This is a genomic window from Halomonas sp. BLK-85 (genome assembly GCF_044792155.1).
In the GTDB taxonomy this organism is placed as follows: Bacteria; Pseudomonadota; Gammaproteobacteria; order Pseudomonadales; family Halomonadaceae; genus Vreelandella.
In genome coordinates this window covers 1,663,028-1,676,868 of the sequence record NZ_CP087731.1, presented here as the reverse complement: position 1 = coordinate 1,676,868, position 13,841 = coordinate 1,663,028, and the positions used below count along the sequence as shown (strand labels likewise).

Annotated in this window: 15 protein-coding genes; 9 read left to right on the top strand and 6 right to left on the bottom strand. The window is 51.7% G+C overall.

Going from position 1 to position 13,841, the window contains the following annotated elements; translation table 11 throughout:
- Nucleotides 1–10: 10 nt before the first annotated feature.
- Genes LL947_RS07560 through pilB form a run of 3 tightly spaced genes read right to left on the bottom strand, consistent with a single transcriptional unit; the run spans nucleotide 11 to nucleotide 3,901 of the window.
- On the bottom strand, nucleotides 11–844 hold the full coding sequence (locus LL947_RS07560; RefSeq protein WP_499832836.1) for a prepilin peptidase: 834 nt from the start codon (nucleotides 842–844) through the stop codon (nucleotides 11–13).
- A gap of 58 nt (nucleotides 845–902) precedes the next feature.
- Nucleotides 903–2,129 carry a type II secretion system F family protein gene (locus LL947_RS07555; RefSeq protein ID WP_499832835.1) on the bottom strand — a complete coding sequence of 409 codons (1,227 nt, stop codon included), beginning with the start codon at nucleotides 2,127–2,129 and terminating at the stop codon, nucleotides 903–905.
- A gap of 17 nt (nucleotides 2,130–2,146) precedes the next feature.
- Complete coding sequence (pilB, locus tag LL947_RS07550) at nucleotides 2,147–3,901, bottom strand: type IV-A pilus assembly ATPase PilB (protein WP_499832834.1); 1,755 nt, start codon at nucleotides 3,899–3,901, stop codon at nucleotides 2,147–2,149.
- Between the two features lie 186 nt (nucleotides 3,902–4,087).
- Between pilB and LL947_RS07545 the strand changes: the two genes are divergently transcribed.
- The 7 genes from LL947_RS07545 (at nucleotide 4,088) to LL947_RS07515 (ending at nucleotide 9,869) form a co-directional block, all read left to right on the top strand.
- Entirely contained in the window at nucleotides 4,088–4,462 is a 375-nt protein-coding gene (locus tag LL947_RS07545) for a type IV pilin protein (protein WP_499832832.1), read from the top strand.
- A gap of 302 nt (nucleotides 4,463–4,764) precedes the next feature.
- On the top strand, nucleotides 4,765–5,214 hold the full coding sequence (locus tag LL947_RS07540) for a GspH/FimT family pseudopilin (RefSeq protein WP_499832831.1): 450 nt from the start codon (nucleotides 4,765–4,767) through the stop codon (nucleotides 5,212–5,214).
- Nucleotides 5,207–5,641 (top strand): type IV pilus modification protein PilV, encoded by a 435-nt coding sequence (gene pilV, locus LL947_RS07535; protein WP_499832830.1) that lies wholly within the window; start codon nucleotides 5,207–5,209, stop codon nucleotides 5,639–5,641. The genes LL947_RS07540 and pilV overlap by 8 nt, the downstream gene beginning before the upstream one ends.
- Nucleotides 5,638–6,219: a PilW family protein gene (locus tag LL947_RS07530; RefSeq protein ID WP_499832829.1), complete on the top strand. Its 582-nt coding sequence runs from the start codon at nucleotides 5,638–5,640 to the stop codon at nucleotides 6,217–6,219. Before pilV ends, LL947_RS07530 begins: the two co-directional genes overlap by 4 nt.
- 81 nt (nucleotides 6,220–6,300) lie before the next feature.
- Nucleotides 6,301–7,452: a pilus assembly PilX family protein gene (locus LL947_RS07525; RefSeq protein ID WP_499832828.1), complete on the top strand. Its 1,152-nt coding sequence runs from the start codon at nucleotides 6,301–6,303 to the stop codon at nucleotides 7,450–7,452.
- A 67-nt stretch (nucleotides 7,453–7,519) separates the two neighbouring features.
- Nucleotides 7,520–8,341 (top strand): inositol monophosphatase family protein, encoded by an 822-nt coding sequence (locus LL947_RS07520; protein WP_499832827.1) that lies wholly within the window; start codon nucleotides 7,520–7,522, stop codon nucleotides 8,339–8,341.
- Nucleotides 8,342–8,435: 94 nt separating this feature from the next.
- Nucleotides 8,436–9,869: an O-antigen ligase family protein gene (locus tag LL947_RS07515; protein ID WP_499832826.1), complete on the top strand. Its 1,434-nt coding sequence runs from the start codon at nucleotides 8,436–8,438 to the stop codon at nucleotides 9,867–9,869.
- Nucleotides 9,870–9,999: 130 nt separating this feature from the next.
- Here the strand turns inward: LL947_RS07515 and LL947_RS07510 are convergent, their stop codons facing one another.
- The 3 genes from LL947_RS07510 to LL947_RS07500 form a co-directional block, all read right to left on the bottom strand.
- Nucleotides 10,000–11,232 (bottom strand): DUF3422 domain-containing protein, encoded by a 1,233-nt coding sequence (locus LL947_RS07510; RefSeq protein WP_290820936.1) that lies wholly within the window; start codon nucleotides 11,230–11,232, stop codon nucleotides 10,000–10,002.
- A 148-nt stretch (nucleotides 11,233–11,380) separates the two neighbouring features.
- Complete coding sequence (locus LL947_RS07505; protein WP_404413299.1) at nucleotides 11,381–12,379, bottom strand: aldo/keto reductase; 999 nt, start codon at nucleotides 12,377–12,379, stop codon at nucleotides 11,381–11,383.
- Nucleotides 12,380–12,558: 179 nt separating this feature from the next.
- Entirely contained in the window at nucleotides 12,559–12,768 is a 210-nt protein-coding gene (locus LL947_RS07500; protein ID WP_290820940.1) for a DUF2788 domain-containing protein, read from the bottom strand.
- Between the two features lie 231 nt (nucleotides 12,769–12,999).
- Here LL947_RS07500 and LL947_RS07495 point away from each other — a divergent pair, with 231 nt between their 5' ends.
- Nucleotides 13,000–13,467 carry a flavodoxin gene (locus tag LL947_RS07495; RefSeq protein ID WP_290820942.1) on the top strand — a complete coding sequence of 156 codons (468 nt, stop codon included), beginning with the start codon at nucleotides 13,000–13,002 and terminating at the stop codon, nucleotides 13,465–13,467.
- Nucleotides 13,467–13,835 (top strand): hypothetical protein, encoded by a 369-nt coding sequence (locus LL947_RS07490; RefSeq protein ID WP_404413298.1) that lies wholly within the window; start codon nucleotides 13,467–13,469, stop codon nucleotides 13,833–13,835. The genes LL947_RS07495 and LL947_RS07490 overlap by 1 nt, the downstream gene beginning before the upstream one ends.
- The last annotated feature ends 6 nt before the right edge of the window (nucleotides 13,836–13,841 follow it).

The window sequence follows — 13,841 nt, the reverse complement described above, 5'->3', positions numbered from 1 at the left end:
GCCATCTCCTTTAAACGCCTGTGGCGGTCAGATACAGCGCTATCAGGGAATCACCCATCAGCAGGGCGACCCAGCCGCCAAGGGCCAGAAAAGGCCCAAAAGGCATCGGCATGCCGCGCTGGTCTTTTCGCACCAGCTGCCAGGCAATACCAAAAAGCGCGCCCAGGCCAGCCGCAATGATCAACACCAGCGGCAGGGTCTGCCAACCAACCCAGGCCCCCAGGGCGGCGAGCAGTTTGAAGTCACCATAGCCCATGCCATCCTTACCCGTGACCAGTTTGAATAGCCAGTAAACGCTCCAAAGCACCAGGTAGCCTGTCATGGCGCCGATCACTGCAGCAGGCAGCATTATCGGCTGGAACAGCAATTGATAAAGCAGGCCGGCCCATAGAAGCGGCAGCGTCAGGATGTCCGGTAACAGCTGGGTGCGCAGGTCGATGACCGCCATGGTCAGCAGGGTATAACAGGCAGCGGCAATGAACAGTGCCTGCCAGGTAAGTCCGAACAGGGCGATCACTACCAGCGCAATGATACCGCCGGCCAGCTCAACCAGTGGATACTGAGGGCTGATGCGCCCATGGCAGGTTGCACAGTGCCCACGGCGTTTCAACCAGCCAATCAGCGGCAGGTTATCGTGCCATCTGATCGGCGTGCGACAGGCGGGGCATAGCGAACCCGGCCAGACAAGATTGAAGCGCTCCTGTACCTCTTCAGGCTGCTCAAGCGCTGCCAGCGCCTCATTGCGCCACGCCTGCATCAGCATTACCGGCAGGCGGGTAATCACCACATTCAGAAAGCTCCCCACACACAGCCCGACCATCAGAACCAGCAGCCAGATAAACATAATTCTCCAGTTGAATTTTCAAACATTGAATTCACCACTCACCACTCACCACTCACCACTAAAGCGCTGTCCCGATCTCGAAAATCGGCAGGTACATGGAGACAATGACACCGCCCACGAGAACGCCCAGTACCACGATGACAACAGGTTCCATCAACGAGGTCAGGGCGTCCACCTTGTTATCAACTTCTTCCTCGAAATAGTCCGCGACCCGGCTGAGCATGGCATCCAGAGCGCCGGATTCCTCGCCGATGCTGACCATCTGAATAGCCAGTGCCGGAAACTGGTTGGTCATGCGCATGGCAAAATGCAGCGGTTGCCCGGTCGCTACATCATGGCGCACCTGTTCCACCGCGCGTTCATAGACGGCATTGCCGGTGGCTCCCGCCGCGGTGGACAGCCCCTCGATCAAGGGCACCCCGGCCGAGTAGGTCGTGGCCACCGTGCGGGTGAAACGCGAGACGGCCGACTTGTGCAGAATGTCGCCAAGAATCGGCATGTGCAGCATCATGGAATGCACCCGATAGGTCACCTTGGCAGAACGGCGCATGGCCGTACGCAGCAGGTATATCGCGCCGACAATGGCACTCAGGGCATGAAGCCAATAGGCCTGGGCGGCGTCAGACAGGCGGATGGTTGCCTGGGTCATGGCGGGTAGCTCGCCGCCAAAGCCTGCAAACATGCTTTCAAATTCCGGCACGACCTTGACCAGCAGCAAGGACGTCACCCCAAGGCCCACCAGTAACACGGCCGCCGGGTACCACAGGGCTTTCTTGACCCGCCCCTTGAGGGATTCGACTTTCTCCTTGTAACTGGCCACTCGGTCGAGCATCTGGTCCAGCGAGCCAGACTGCTCACCGGCATCCACCAGGTTAACGAAGAGGCGGTCAAAGTGGCGGGGATGGCGTCGCAGCGCTTCGGAAAAACTCGACCCGGAGGAGACATCATTGGCCAGGTCCTGCAACAGCCGGACCATACTGGGCTTCTTGACACTTTCCGAGACCACTTCAAGAGACTGCAACATGGGGATGCCGGCACGGATCATGGTCGCCATCTGGCGGGTAAAGACGGTGATATCCCTGGCGTTGATCCGGCCGCGGGTAGACAGCGAGCCTTTCTTGCGAACCCGCTTGACCTTTATTCTGTGTTTCTGCAGTTCATCCTGCACGGCTGCCTGGCTTCGGCTGACCAGCTCACCGCTCAGCCTGCGGCCGGACTCATCTGACCCTTGCCATTTGAAGCGGTAGAGCTGAATTTCCGGACGGGCTTTTTTCTTGGTCGCCATGTTGTTGTCTCTATGCGTTATTCGCGGGTAATGCGGTTGATTTCTTCCAGGCTGGTAGTGCCTTCCATGACCTTCATCAGCCCGCTGGTGCGCAGGTTGAAGTGGCCTTCCAGACGCATCTGACGGTCAATGTCAATGGCGTTGGCATCACGCATGATCAGTTCGCTCAGGGCATCACCAATCGGGACCACTTCATAGACCCCGGTGCGCCCCTTGTAACCCTGGGTACACTGCTTACAGCCATTCGCGGCGTAAAGCGTCGCCCTGGCAATCTGCTCATCGCTGAAACCTTCATGGCGTAGCGCCTGTTCGGGTATCTCGATGGGCGTCTTGCAGTTGTTGCAGAGTTTGCGTGCCAGGCGCTGGGCAATAATCAGGCTGACGGCACTGGCAATGTTAAAGGTGGTCACGCCCATATTGGAAAGGCGCGTCAAGGTTTCTGCCGCCGAGTTGGTATGCACGGTCGAGAGTACCAGGTGACCGGTCTGTGATGCCTTGATGGCAATATCAGCGGTTTCCAGGTCGCGTATCTCGCCCACCATGATGACATCCGGGTCCTGGCGGAGAAAGGCGCGCAGTGCCTGGGCAAAGTTCAGCCCTATCTTGGGCAGCACGTTCACCTGATTGATGCCGGGTACCTTGATTTCCACCGGGTCTTCAGCGGTGCAGATATTGCGCTGGGTCTGGTTGAGAATATTGATGCCCGTGTATAGCGATACTGTCTTGCCACTCCCCGTGGGCCCGGTCACCAGAATGATCCCCTGAGGTTGCCCAAGGGCTTTTTCATAATATTCCCGCTGGGTGGGGGTAAAACCCAGATGATCAATGCCCATTTGCGCGGCTGCCGGGTCCAGCAGACGCATGACAATTTTTTCACCGTAGACGGTGGGCATGGTGTTCACACGGAAATCCAGCGAGCGGGAGCGGGAGAGCTGGAGTTTCATGGCGCCATCCTGGGGCAGGCGCCGCTCGGAGATATCCATGCGCGACATGATCTTCAGACGTGCTGCAATGCGATTGCGCATGGTGAAAGGCGGCCGGGCAATCTCGATCAGCATACCATCAACCCTGAAGCGCACCCGAAACTGCGATTCATAGGGTTCGAAGTGTATATCCGAAGCACCGCGGCGAATGGCATCCAGCATGATCTTGTTGACGAACTTGACGATAGGCGCATCGTCATTTTCAGCTTCGAGTTCATCCAGGGGTACGTCAGCCGGGTCGTCGTCCTGGGCAAAGCTCAATGCCGAGACGGAATCATCCACGCCGTCGAGCTCATCCATCATGCTGGCTTCATTCTGGGCCAGATAGTCCTCGAGTGTGACTCTCAGCTGGTCAACCGGTGCCAGTACTCCTTCAACGCTGAGGCCGGTGGCAAACTGCAGTTCATCCAGCTCTGTCAGGGTGGCAGGGTAGGGCACGGCAACCGTCAGGCGGTGGCCGTGGCGGACCAGTGGCAGCACACTCAGTTGCCGCAGCAGGCGCACCGGGTAATCCACTACCGGGGGGAGCGAGCTGATGCGCACCGCATCCAGATCAATCACTGGCAGGCCATATTCCCAACCGGCGGCGGTAGCGGCGTCTTCGGCTTTTACCAGGCCGTTATCAATCACGTGGCGCAGAATGGAGACATCATGGCGGATAGCCGCAGCTTCGGCGCTGATGGCCTGGTCGTTGGACAGCAGGCCATGCTTGACCAGACGCAAGGCAATGCCCCGCAGGCCACCCCGCGCGGCCGCGTGGCTAAGGGTTGATTCGTGGTCCTGGCTCATGGTGATACCTTTTAAGGAGGCATGATGGTCCCTTTTGTACCATACTCGATTTGTAAACCGCACGCGTTCGGGAATGTTTCCAATGGCAACGGAGCTGACAACCGAAATAAATTGAAATTCTACAGTATTTTGGTTACGTTAATATATATTAACGTTGTCGTCTTTCCATCCCCTGGAGATCTATACATGCAAAAGCAACAATTCTGTAACACCCGCCGCCTACGCCAAAGCGGCTTCACCCTGATCGAGCTGCTGATTGTGGTCGCCATCATTGGTGTTCTGGCAGCAGTCGCAGTTCCTCAATATGGCAGTTATCTAGATACAGCAGATAAAAACGCTTGCAGAAGCGAAGCTCGAAGCGTTGCTAGCGCCATAGCAGCAGCAAGAATAGATGGTGACGATGAAAATAATGAAGTAGAAGATCACTGGAATGATGGTGATAACGTTGATGATAACGTTTGTAAAACTCTCGAATTTGCTGATAATGATGGTAATGAGCTAGAAGCTACTCCGCGAAGGACTGATGATACTTTTACAGTAAATATTTCAGTGAACTCATAATTCTTAGTATAAGAAACTCCATAATGCCAATGGCTGATAGTGTCAATCATTTTTTGCCGATTCTTTCAGCCATTTTTTTATTGCTCTTTTTAAAAATTGGTTTACTAACTAGTTTGATCAGTCTTTTATCTCGGATATTATTCTGTGACTTATATGCAGTATGAGAATTTCGGTTTTATATAGAAGTGTTTAATGTTTATAACGGTAATCTCCAATTATCATCGTCCAGTTATCTTTCATAATTTAAACTTGATATGCCTAGATGTAAATTTTTATTGTTATTTGCTGAGTGGCATTCACAAATGAATTTCAATTCCCGAAATCATCGTATCCAAGGCTTTACCCTGCTGGAGCTGCTGTTAGCAATTGTGGTGGCCGGCATTCTGGCGTCGATAGCCGTGCCTTCCTTTTCGGGTTTCCTTGCCCGCCAGCAGCTGCGTAGCGATGTCATCGAGGTGGTATCCATGCTCAGCTTTGCCCGCAGTGAGGCGATAAAGCGGCGCGAAGAGGTGACTGCCGAGATATCACAGAACAGCCTGTGGAGGATTGAGGTTAGCACTGATGACGTCTTGCGAATTGCCATTGGCCGGCAAGCTGCCGTATCGCTGAGCGGAACTTCCAGTGTGAGTTTTGACTTTTTGGGGGCGGCTCAGAGCTGCCCTTGCCAAATAGAGTTGATCCATTCCCGATTGGGTAAAGAAGATAAAAAAGTTATCAGGATTACCCCGGCTGGAGGTGTCCGCAGTGATTAAACGCCAGGAAGGTTTCAGTCTGATAGAAGCCCTGATTGCACTTTTGGTGTTGTCAGTCGGCCTGATCGGCATGGCCGGTATGCAAACCAAGGCACTTATCAGTGCCCAGAATAGCTACCTGGAATCTGTTGCAACACTGGCAGCAGTGGATGCTCAGGAAAGGTTATGGGCGAGGTTAGTTAAAGATAGAGACTGTACAACTATTAACAGTTCAGTATTGACAGAAATTAGAGAGGCTTGGATAGATAATTGGTTTAATGCTGATGACTCACCTAATTCACCTTTATTACGTATACAGACTTATAGCCTTGATCTAGAAGATAGTGAAGATGCTGAGGAGTGTGAGTTTTCTGTAAGCATAACTGCTACGGAAGAGCCGCTTTCATTCAATAATATTCGCTTGCCAGATCTGCGAGATAAAGAATGAAAAAAAAATCAAAAGGCTTTTCATTAGTGGAGTTGCTGGTTGCTCTTGCAGTAGGCACCTTGGTTGTTATTGGCGCTGGCCAATTATTTTTGGTGACATTAGATACTTATAAACAAGTTGAGGTGATCAGTCGTAACCAAGAGGCAGTTGTCTTTTCTGCGCATGTTCTTGCCAATAGCTATCGGCAGGGTCGAGATATTTATGATATGAGAGAAGCAGGTGAGTTCTGTGAAATAATAAATGATGATAAAAAAGTTATAATTGATGGCCTGTTGCCAAAAGATGACGCTTGCGACTATTTTCCTCCTAAAGAAGAAGATGGCTTCTATGAAGTGATATTGATATTTCCTGCTGTTAAAGACAGTCAGGATGAAATTAGTTTTAAAGTTATGAACAGAAATGCTGTGTTTCCTGAAAGTGATACAGGTGATAATACAGGTGATGATACAGGTAGTGAAAAGACCCCTGACCCTGATGATGAAGGTTTTTATATAGACGGTACGAAAATCTATAACGACAGATGCTACAACGGAAGCGGTAAGTTTAAGCCTGATAGAGCAAAATGCAATGCACCATGAAAATAAGTACGAGGTGTCAAACTTGTTATCGTCCAACTTGCTAGCTCACTGGTTTAAGGCCAGCACATGAGGTATCAAATTATGGAAAAGGTACAACCTAAGGAGAGGCAAAAAGGAGTTGCTCTTGTCTTGGTTATGTCATTACTGGCAGGTGGCATGATAGTCGGTGTTTCAGGGATGAATGCTTCCTATATTGATGAGCGCTTGGCTGGAAATTATCGAGCTACGTCTAAAGCGTTTACAGGCGCAGAGAATGCAGTGTCATCAGGTTTGATTGATTTTTCACCGGATACAAATTATTCTCGTAAACAGATCAGTAAAATGACTCTCGATGAATTTAAAGAAATAGCTTCTGATGATCAATGCAGTGATAGGGTAAATTGCTTTTTTTATACTGGCGAAGACTTTGTTGCTGGCCTTGGGTCTTTTTTAGGCGGTGCAGAAACATCACTTGCTGTCAGTGATTATGTTTTTGCAGGAGTTGAAAGAAAGTCAAGTGGATTTGGTGTTTTGTCAGGTGATGATATAGAAATAGACAACAACTCAAACTTTGATTTTACAGGTGCCCTACACGCTAATGGAGAGTTTGAGCTGGAAAAAGAAAAAAAATTCAGCTGTAATGGTATTTGCACGGATGAGAGCGACGGTAGAGATGTTGACCTCCCATCCTTTGATTTTGACGCTTACTTTGATGGTTATAAAGAAAAGGATGAATTTGTTGATTTGGGTGATGATGATTGTGAGTTGGAGGAAGGCGATGTGTCAGAAGGTGGTGTTTACTATTGCGACGATGATCTCACTTTTTCAAAGGGGGAGTATAAAAATGCCACAGTGGTAGCGGAGGGAGATATTTATTTTGATAAAAATACAATATTTAGGAATATGACTCTTATTTCTAAAGGTGAAGTTGAAAGCGGAGATACTGTTGATATTGTTGATTCTTTTATTATAGCTAAGGAAGAGATAGAGTTAGAGTTTAGAGGCAATGACAATTCTTCAGGATGGTTTTATTCACAGGATGAAGTTGAGATAGAGCTTAGAGGTAGCGCTGGACTATTTATTGGTAGTATAATTGCCCAAGGTGAGGTGGATATAGAAACGAAAGGAAGCAAAGAGTTTAAGTTTAAGAGACCAGTTTCCAGTGACTTTGACGATATATTTTTAGTGGCAGCTGGAGATGGCAGTGATGAAGAGTTTGAAACAACCAGGTGGGAGATTGGTTTCGAGGAGTAAGTCTAGTTATCCAATTCAAAGCGCGCAAGTTTTTATATCTTTTAAATTATTGAAATGAGTTTGTTTTATGAAATTGTTCTCGCTTCATCAACGCCTCACCACCACCATTGCCATCGCCGAGGAAGCCGGGCGGTTGATTCTCAAAGCCCGTGAGGATCAGACCTTCAGTAGAAGCATGAAAGGCGGTGATGAGCTGGTCACGGATGTGGATGTAGCCGTCGATAAGCTGATTGGCCAGCGGCTGGAAGAGGCGTTTCCCGGTGAGGCGCGTTTATCCGAAGAGCTTTCTCCCCAGCAGGCTCAGGCGGTCAAGGCGCCGGCGCTATGGGTAATTGACCCGATTGATGGCACGGTGAATTTTGCTCAGGGCCAGCACCATGTGGCGGTGTCGATTGGCTGGCTGGAAGAGGGTATTGGCAAAGTGGGGGTGGTTCACGCGCCCTTTCTGGGTGAAACCTTTGCCGCCGCCGAAGGGCTGGGGGCAAGCTGCAACGGCAAGCCGATTCAACCCAGCGGTGAAACCGCGCTTGAGCGTACCCTGGTGGGCACGGGGTTTCCCTATCAGAAAAACGCCCGCGTGGCGCTACTCAAACGCTTTGGCGCGGTCTTGACCCACTGCCAGGATATCCGCCGTAACGGCTCTGCCGCGCTCGACCTGTGCGATGTAGCCTGCGGAAGGCTGGATGCCTATTACGAAAGCGTCTCGCCCTGGGATTTCGTCGCCGGCTGGGTAATCGCCCGGGAAGCCGGTGCAACTGTGGATCATCTGTACCCGGTGCCAGACAGCATACCCCCTGACCTCTGCGGAGAGCATCTGCTGGTCACCACACCTGCCGTTCATAATGGCGTGGCCAGAGTGCTGTGGAGCGCTGACAACAAGGATTACTAGCCTAATAATACGGTTATGTTCCGCAATCCAGTCGCCTGTTTTCACCGCTGAGAATAAGTCTGTGTCCTTAACCTATCGTTCCAGAAAAAACCTTGTGACCGCCTCAATTGCGCTGTTTGTTGTGGGTCTTGCGATGGCGGTGATGGTGCCATGGCAGCTGCATTATTTATTTTATGACCCGCAAAGAGTCGCGCAATGGCAGCTAAGCGGTGCGTTTTTACTGGTGACAGGGTTACTCCTTCGGCGTGGTGTCTACGCCCAGTTACTTGTTTGGTGGCAGGGTTATCGGCGCATAGTGACTATTGCTGTTGCCGCGTTGATCATTGCCGCGCTAGTCTTTTCGCCGATGCCCGGGGTGGCACTGCTTGAGTTCAGCTACCTGGCGATGCTTTTGGGATTGATTCTGGTTATAGCGGCTGCAGTGCCTTTTCTTGATAACCGCGGTTGGCGTTTTCTGGCCGCTGTGTGTGCTGTATTTATCTTGTTTTATAGTGCGCATTCAATCGTTTACGTAAGCCTTATATGGGATTTCGGTGATCTTCATGATTTTAGCCTAGGCTTCGATAATGTACGCTTTTTTGCTGATGTTGCCGCAGGCATGATGCCATTGTCGCTCCTGTATATCGTAGTGAGACCGCGTACATCCTGGTTAGCTGCGATGCTTTTAGCCCTTCCGTTAAGTGTCTGGTGGTGGTTGCTGTGGGTGTCTGAAAGTCGTGCTGCCCTGTTAGGGCTAGTGTTCGGGAGCGTGGTAGTTCTTGTGCTTTTTGGTCGTGCTGCCCGGTTGCCTGTATTTACGCTGGCGCTGGCGGGTTTTTGCGGGCTCTTGGGGTGGTGGTTGCTTAACCCTCTGGTTGTAGAAGGGGCAGAGTCACCTTTTCTGCGCGATATCGCCTCCAGCAGTGGGCGTATGGCGTTATGGTCCGATGCCTTGCGCTATGCCTGGCAACAATTTCCCTTGGGGCTCGGTCCCATGGGGTTTGCGGCCGATGGAGAGTACCGTAGTGCCAGTGCACATAATCTGTTGCTGAACATTGCCGCCGAATGGGGTTTGCCTCTAGCGCTGACCCTGCTGGGTATCCTGGTACGTATCAGCTGGGTTATTCGCAAGCGTGTGCAGCACTTATCCGAGAAGGAAAAACCACTCTATACCTGCTTGGTACTCGCTTTTATCAGTGTGATGGTGAACGTTCAGTTCGCCGGTGCCCAGATCATGCCGGTAAGTGCTCTTGTACTGGTACTGGTCATCGGTTTAGCGGTGGGCTTCAGGCCAGGTGGAGCATTACCACAACCGAGTACCCTTGACATACGGCCTGTAAGAGCAACCCTGGTCTGGGCCATCCTGATGTTAGTGTTTTGCTATCAGGTGTTTGCAGGTGCCGCACTTCACCGTTTGTCAGATGCTCCTGTCTCCCAGTGTGTCACTGATGGAACAAGACTCAGCTATTACCCGCGTTTCTGGGTTCAAGGTAGAGTCGATTGTATGAAGGATATTGAACCCGACCACTGGCTCTTTCAGCGGCTGTAAGTGGAAAGATCACACCCGCCGTTCATGATGGCTTGGCCAGGGGTACTGATGAACGCGGATGATATTGAAAAATGATTGAGTCATATTTGGCCAATCAACTTATAGCCTTTTCCAGCTTGATTGATAAAGATTAATGCTGTTTGACCCGCCAGATATGCCAGGTGAGGCCGCCGAGTATAAAGGTCGCCAGTGGCACCAGCACCATGGCAGCAGTGGTGGGGGGGATGTCATAGCCAAGCGCAGTCAGGCTCTGCAGGCCAAGCTTGAACAGGCTGAACAGATAATAGCTGATGACGATAATTGACAGCCCTTCGACGGCTTTCTGTATCTTCAGCTGGCTTTCAGCGCGTTCACTCATGCTGGAGAGAATAGCCGAGTTCTGCGCTTCGATTTCTACCTGTGTCCGCGTTCTTAACAGATCGTTCAGGCGTGCCGCACTGGCGGCCAGGTTGTCGAGGCGCTGGTTCATGGCGGTACAGTAGCGCACGGCGGGTTGAAATCGGCGTAAAATGAACATCCCCAGGCGCGGATAATTTCCCACCCGCTCCTCACGAAGCTCATCCACGCGAGCCAGCACAATGCGGGAATAGGCGTCAGTGGCGCTGAAGCGTTTGCGTGTCTGGGCTCCGCAGCGTTCGAGCTGGGCGGAAAGCCCGGTCAGTTCCTTGAGAAGCGGTTCCGGATTGGCCTGTTGATTTTCAGCATGTTGTGTTGAAAGACGGTTCAGCGAGGCTTCATATTCTTCCAGTTCGCGGCTAAGGTTTTTGGCGACGGGCAGGGCCAGCATGGCCATGATGCGGTAGGTTTCAATATCAAACAGCCGGCGCGCCATGCGGCCCAGGCGAAAGCGGTCCAGACCGTGATTGATCAGCAACAGCCGGTTGGTGCTGTCATTGGTGAGTTGGAAATCGCTCCAGACGGTGGCATCACCGCTGCCTACCCGTGAACCTGACGGATAGTTAAAGCCGTAGTGTTCGATGCTGCCGGCCCATTGGTGAGAGTCCTCTACCCGTAAAACGGTGGCGCTGACAATAGTGTTGGCATTTTCCTCAAGGAAGTTTTCCAGCAATGCGGGCGGGGAAGGCCATAAAGGGCCATCAGTCCTGGCCGGGTGTTTGACGGTCAGGGTAAAAAACTCGGTATGCTGTTCCCACTTCAGGGTGATATCGCCACATTGTAGAATCTGTTGAGCGGCTGATGACGCCATGGGCTGTCCAATGACATCTGAAAGCTGGTTGAGCAGTGCCGAACGGTCGCCGTTTTCTTGCAGAAACGCAAAATGATGAAGATTGGCGGGGCCATCAAAATAAATCGAGGGCCTGGCGTGTAGCTCATTGTGCAATGACGCATGTTGGGGATGCATAAAAAACCCTGACGTTATCGTTATGCCAGCCACCATAGCCTATTCAGCAGCAAACCCCAGACAAGGACACTGTGGCAAGTTGACGCGTGCCTGCGAATATGGCGGTTACGCTGGTTGGCGAAGGGCCTGTGTCGACGCTGATCGTTTCTCAGAATTGCTCGGTATCAACTTCAGCCAGCTGTTCGGACGTGTAACGATCGCCAGCGACTGTTTCAGGACTGAACAGTGTGCCCAGTTTGTCGAGAATGGCGGGCTCAAGCGTGAGCATGCAGGCGCCGAGGTTTTCGCGGATGTGGGCAATAGAGCGGCTGCCTGGAATTGGAAAGATATCATCGCCCTGAGCCTGCAACCAGGCCAGCGCCAACTGGCTGATCGGAAGCTTCCACTGTGAGGCAAGCGCCTTGAAAGCATCAAGGCGCTGCAGGTTGTGCGTCAGATTAGTGCCATTAAAGCGCGGCAGATGGCGGCGCATATCGCCTTCTTCCAGCGCATCTTCATGCTTGATGGCACCGCTCAGAAAACCACGACCCAGAGGGCTGAAAGCCACGAAGGCCACTTCCCGTTCACGGCAGGCCTGGAGAATGGCGATCTCGGGATTGCGCGTCCAAAGTGAATATTCGGATTGCACGGCTGAAATCGGGTGCTCTGCATGAGCGCGCTTCAGGGTGCCGGCGGATACTTCTGAAAGACCAATGGTGCGAATCTTCCCTTCATCTACCAGCCTGCCCAGTTCACCGACACTTTCTTCGATGGGTACGCTTTTATCCCAGCGGTGCAGATAATAGAGATCCAGGTGATAGGTTTTCAGGCGGCGAAGGCTATCTTCACACTGGCGTCTGAGGGTAGCAGGGTGGCCGTCAATAATTTTTTTGCCTGTGGCCGGATCAATGGCCATGCCACATTTGCTGGCCAATACGAGTGAGTGACGCTTGTCTGCCAGGGCACGACCAACCAGCCGCTCGTTGGCGGTGGCGCCGTAGAGTGTGGCGGTGTCGAAATGCCGATATCCCATGTCAAAAGCGGCATCCAGTACACGAATGCCATCCGCGTCAGCGACTGGCTGGCCATAGCCATGGGAGAGGTTCATACAGCCAAGCCCCATCTGCGGGGCATTGACGCTTTTCAATAGCGACACCAGTAGAGACATCTCTATTCCTTTTAGGCATATCCAATACTGGATAATTATCTTAGCAGTTCGTGATCTACTCTGACTATTGCTTCGAGGTCGATCGTTGGCGAAAATCTGAAAACGTGTGGATAATTGTTAATACATGATAAAAAATAAGTGCTGAAGGTGGAGTGCCAGGGTCTGTGTTATCAGGTGGGTCAGGCACCCCCATTGCTTTCAATCAACCAGGTAATAATGACCTTGATGACATAGCCGAGCATGCCGGCGCCGAGCACGATAAACAGCATCAGGGTGCCAAACCTGCCAGCATTGGACTGTTTGGCGAGATCCCAGATAATAAAGCACATGAAGATGATCAAGCCGCCAATCATGAGCGGCGTGATCCAGGCTTCAAAGGTTTGCTGCATGATGATTCCTTGGGTTAATCGGTAAAAAGAAGTGCGTCAATGAAACGTGCGTCATTTCATATAGGTATGATAATATTTGACCAAATTCATCGGGTATTTGTCGACTGACATTACGCGGCAGGCATCCGATGAGCTTTACAGCTGGTGAGGACATCTTCATGCAAGGTGCTATTCTAACGCACTGCGCACGTCCATCGACCTGTATGACATGCATTTACATGAGGAGTGATGATGCCTAACGTCAATATTCTGGTGGGTACCATGTATGGCGGTGCACTTGATGTTGCGGAGCAGGTCAAGCCCCTGTTTGAAGAGGCAGGCTATACCGTCAGCATATCCGAGCAGCCCATGTTGAGTGATCTGTCAGAGTCTCCCGATAGCCTGTCACTTTTTTGTGTGTCCACGACGGGCAGTGGCGATTTTCCGGGTAATTTTGTCAATTTTGCGCGCGCCATCAAGGAGCAGAGTCCGGCATTGACTCATTTGCGCTACGGGCTTATCGCCCTGGGCGACAGCTCTTACGGTGAGACTTACTGTGGTGCCGGCCGGGCGCTTGATGCGCTTTTGCAGGATCATGGTGCACAGCGTCTGGGCGATCGCCTGGAAATCGACGCCATGGAAACCTTTATGGCGGATGATGCTGCAATTCCCTGGGTAGAAAGCTGGATTGAGGCAGAAAACCTGAAGGTTGCCTCATAATGGCGCCGGCAACACCCGAGCGAGTCAGTGTGGGGATAGGCCTTTGTGTCGTCATGCTGGCAGCATTGCCACGTTTTATTGTCAATGACCTTGAGACTCGTCAGACCCTGATCGGTCTGGCGATCGTCATTGTGGCTGTTGTAATGGCAATCAATATCAAGATGTTGAGCACTGCTGCCCGACAGCGTTTACCATCGCTGCTCAAGTCCTTGCTGTTGGCAATGGCCGCTGGGCTTGCCGTCATGGCCTTGTGGCACAGTCTTACCAGCGATTGGTTCAGCTGGCAGGAGTTGATTTCCAATGGCACCACTCTTGGGCTTCTTCTGCATGCCCTGAACCTGTGGCGTAAACCTTTGAGCTCTGAGTAATGTGCT

Excerpts from the sequence above, each read along its gene's own strand:
- LL947_RS07560 (WP_499832836.1), bottom strand. The coding sequence starts at position 844 with ATGTTTATCTGGCTGCTGGTTCTGATGGTCGGGCTGTGTGTGGGGAGC.
- LL947_RS07555 (WP_499832835.1), bottom strand. The coding sequence starts at position 2,129 with ATGGCGACCAAGAAAAAAGCCCGTCCGGAAATTCAGCTCTACCGCTTC.
- pilB (WP_499832834.1), bottom strand. The coding sequence starts at position 3,901 with ATGAGCCAGGACCACGAATCAACCCTTAGCCACGCGGCCGCGCGGGGT.
- LL947_RS07545 (WP_499832832.1), top strand. The coding sequence starts at position 4,088 with ATGCAAAAGCAACAATTCTGTAACACCCGCCGCCTACGCCAAAGCGGC.
- LL947_RS07540 (WP_499832831.1), top strand. The coding sequence starts at position 4,765 with ATGAATTTCAATTCCCGAAATCATCGTATCCAAGGCTTTACCCTGCTG.
- LL947_RS07530 (WP_499832829.1), top strand. The coding sequence starts at position 5,638 with ATGAAAAAAAAATCAAAAGGCTTTTCATTAGTGGAGTTGCTGGTTGCT.
- LL947_RS07525 (WP_499832828.1), top strand. The coding sequence starts at position 6,301 with ATGGAAAAGGTACAACCTAAGGAGAGGCAAAAAGGAGTTGCTCTTGTC.
- LL947_RS07520 (WP_499832827.1), top strand. The coding sequence starts at position 7,520 with ATGAAATTGTTCTCGCTTCATCAACGCCTCACCACCACCATTGCCATC.
- LL947_RS07510 (WP_290820936.1), bottom strand. The coding sequence starts at position 11,232 with ATGCATCCCCAACATGCGTCATTGCACAATGAGCTACACGCCAGGCCC.
- LL947_RS07505 (WP_404413299.1), bottom strand. The coding sequence starts at position 12,379 with ATGTCTCTACTGGTGTCGCTATTGAAAAGCGTCAATGCCCCGCAGATG.
- LL947_RS07500 (WP_290820940.1), bottom strand. The coding sequence starts at position 12,768 with ATGCAGCAAACCTTTGAAGCCTGGATCACGCCGCTCATGATTGGCGGC.
- LL947_RS07495 (WP_290820942.1), top strand. The coding sequence starts at position 13,000 with ATGCCTAACGTCAATATTCTGGTGGGTACCATGTATGGCGGTGCACTT.
- LL947_RS07490 (WP_404413298.1), top strand. The coding sequence starts at position 13,467 with ATGGCGCCGGCAACACCCGAGCGAGTCAGTGTGGGGATAGGCCTTTGT.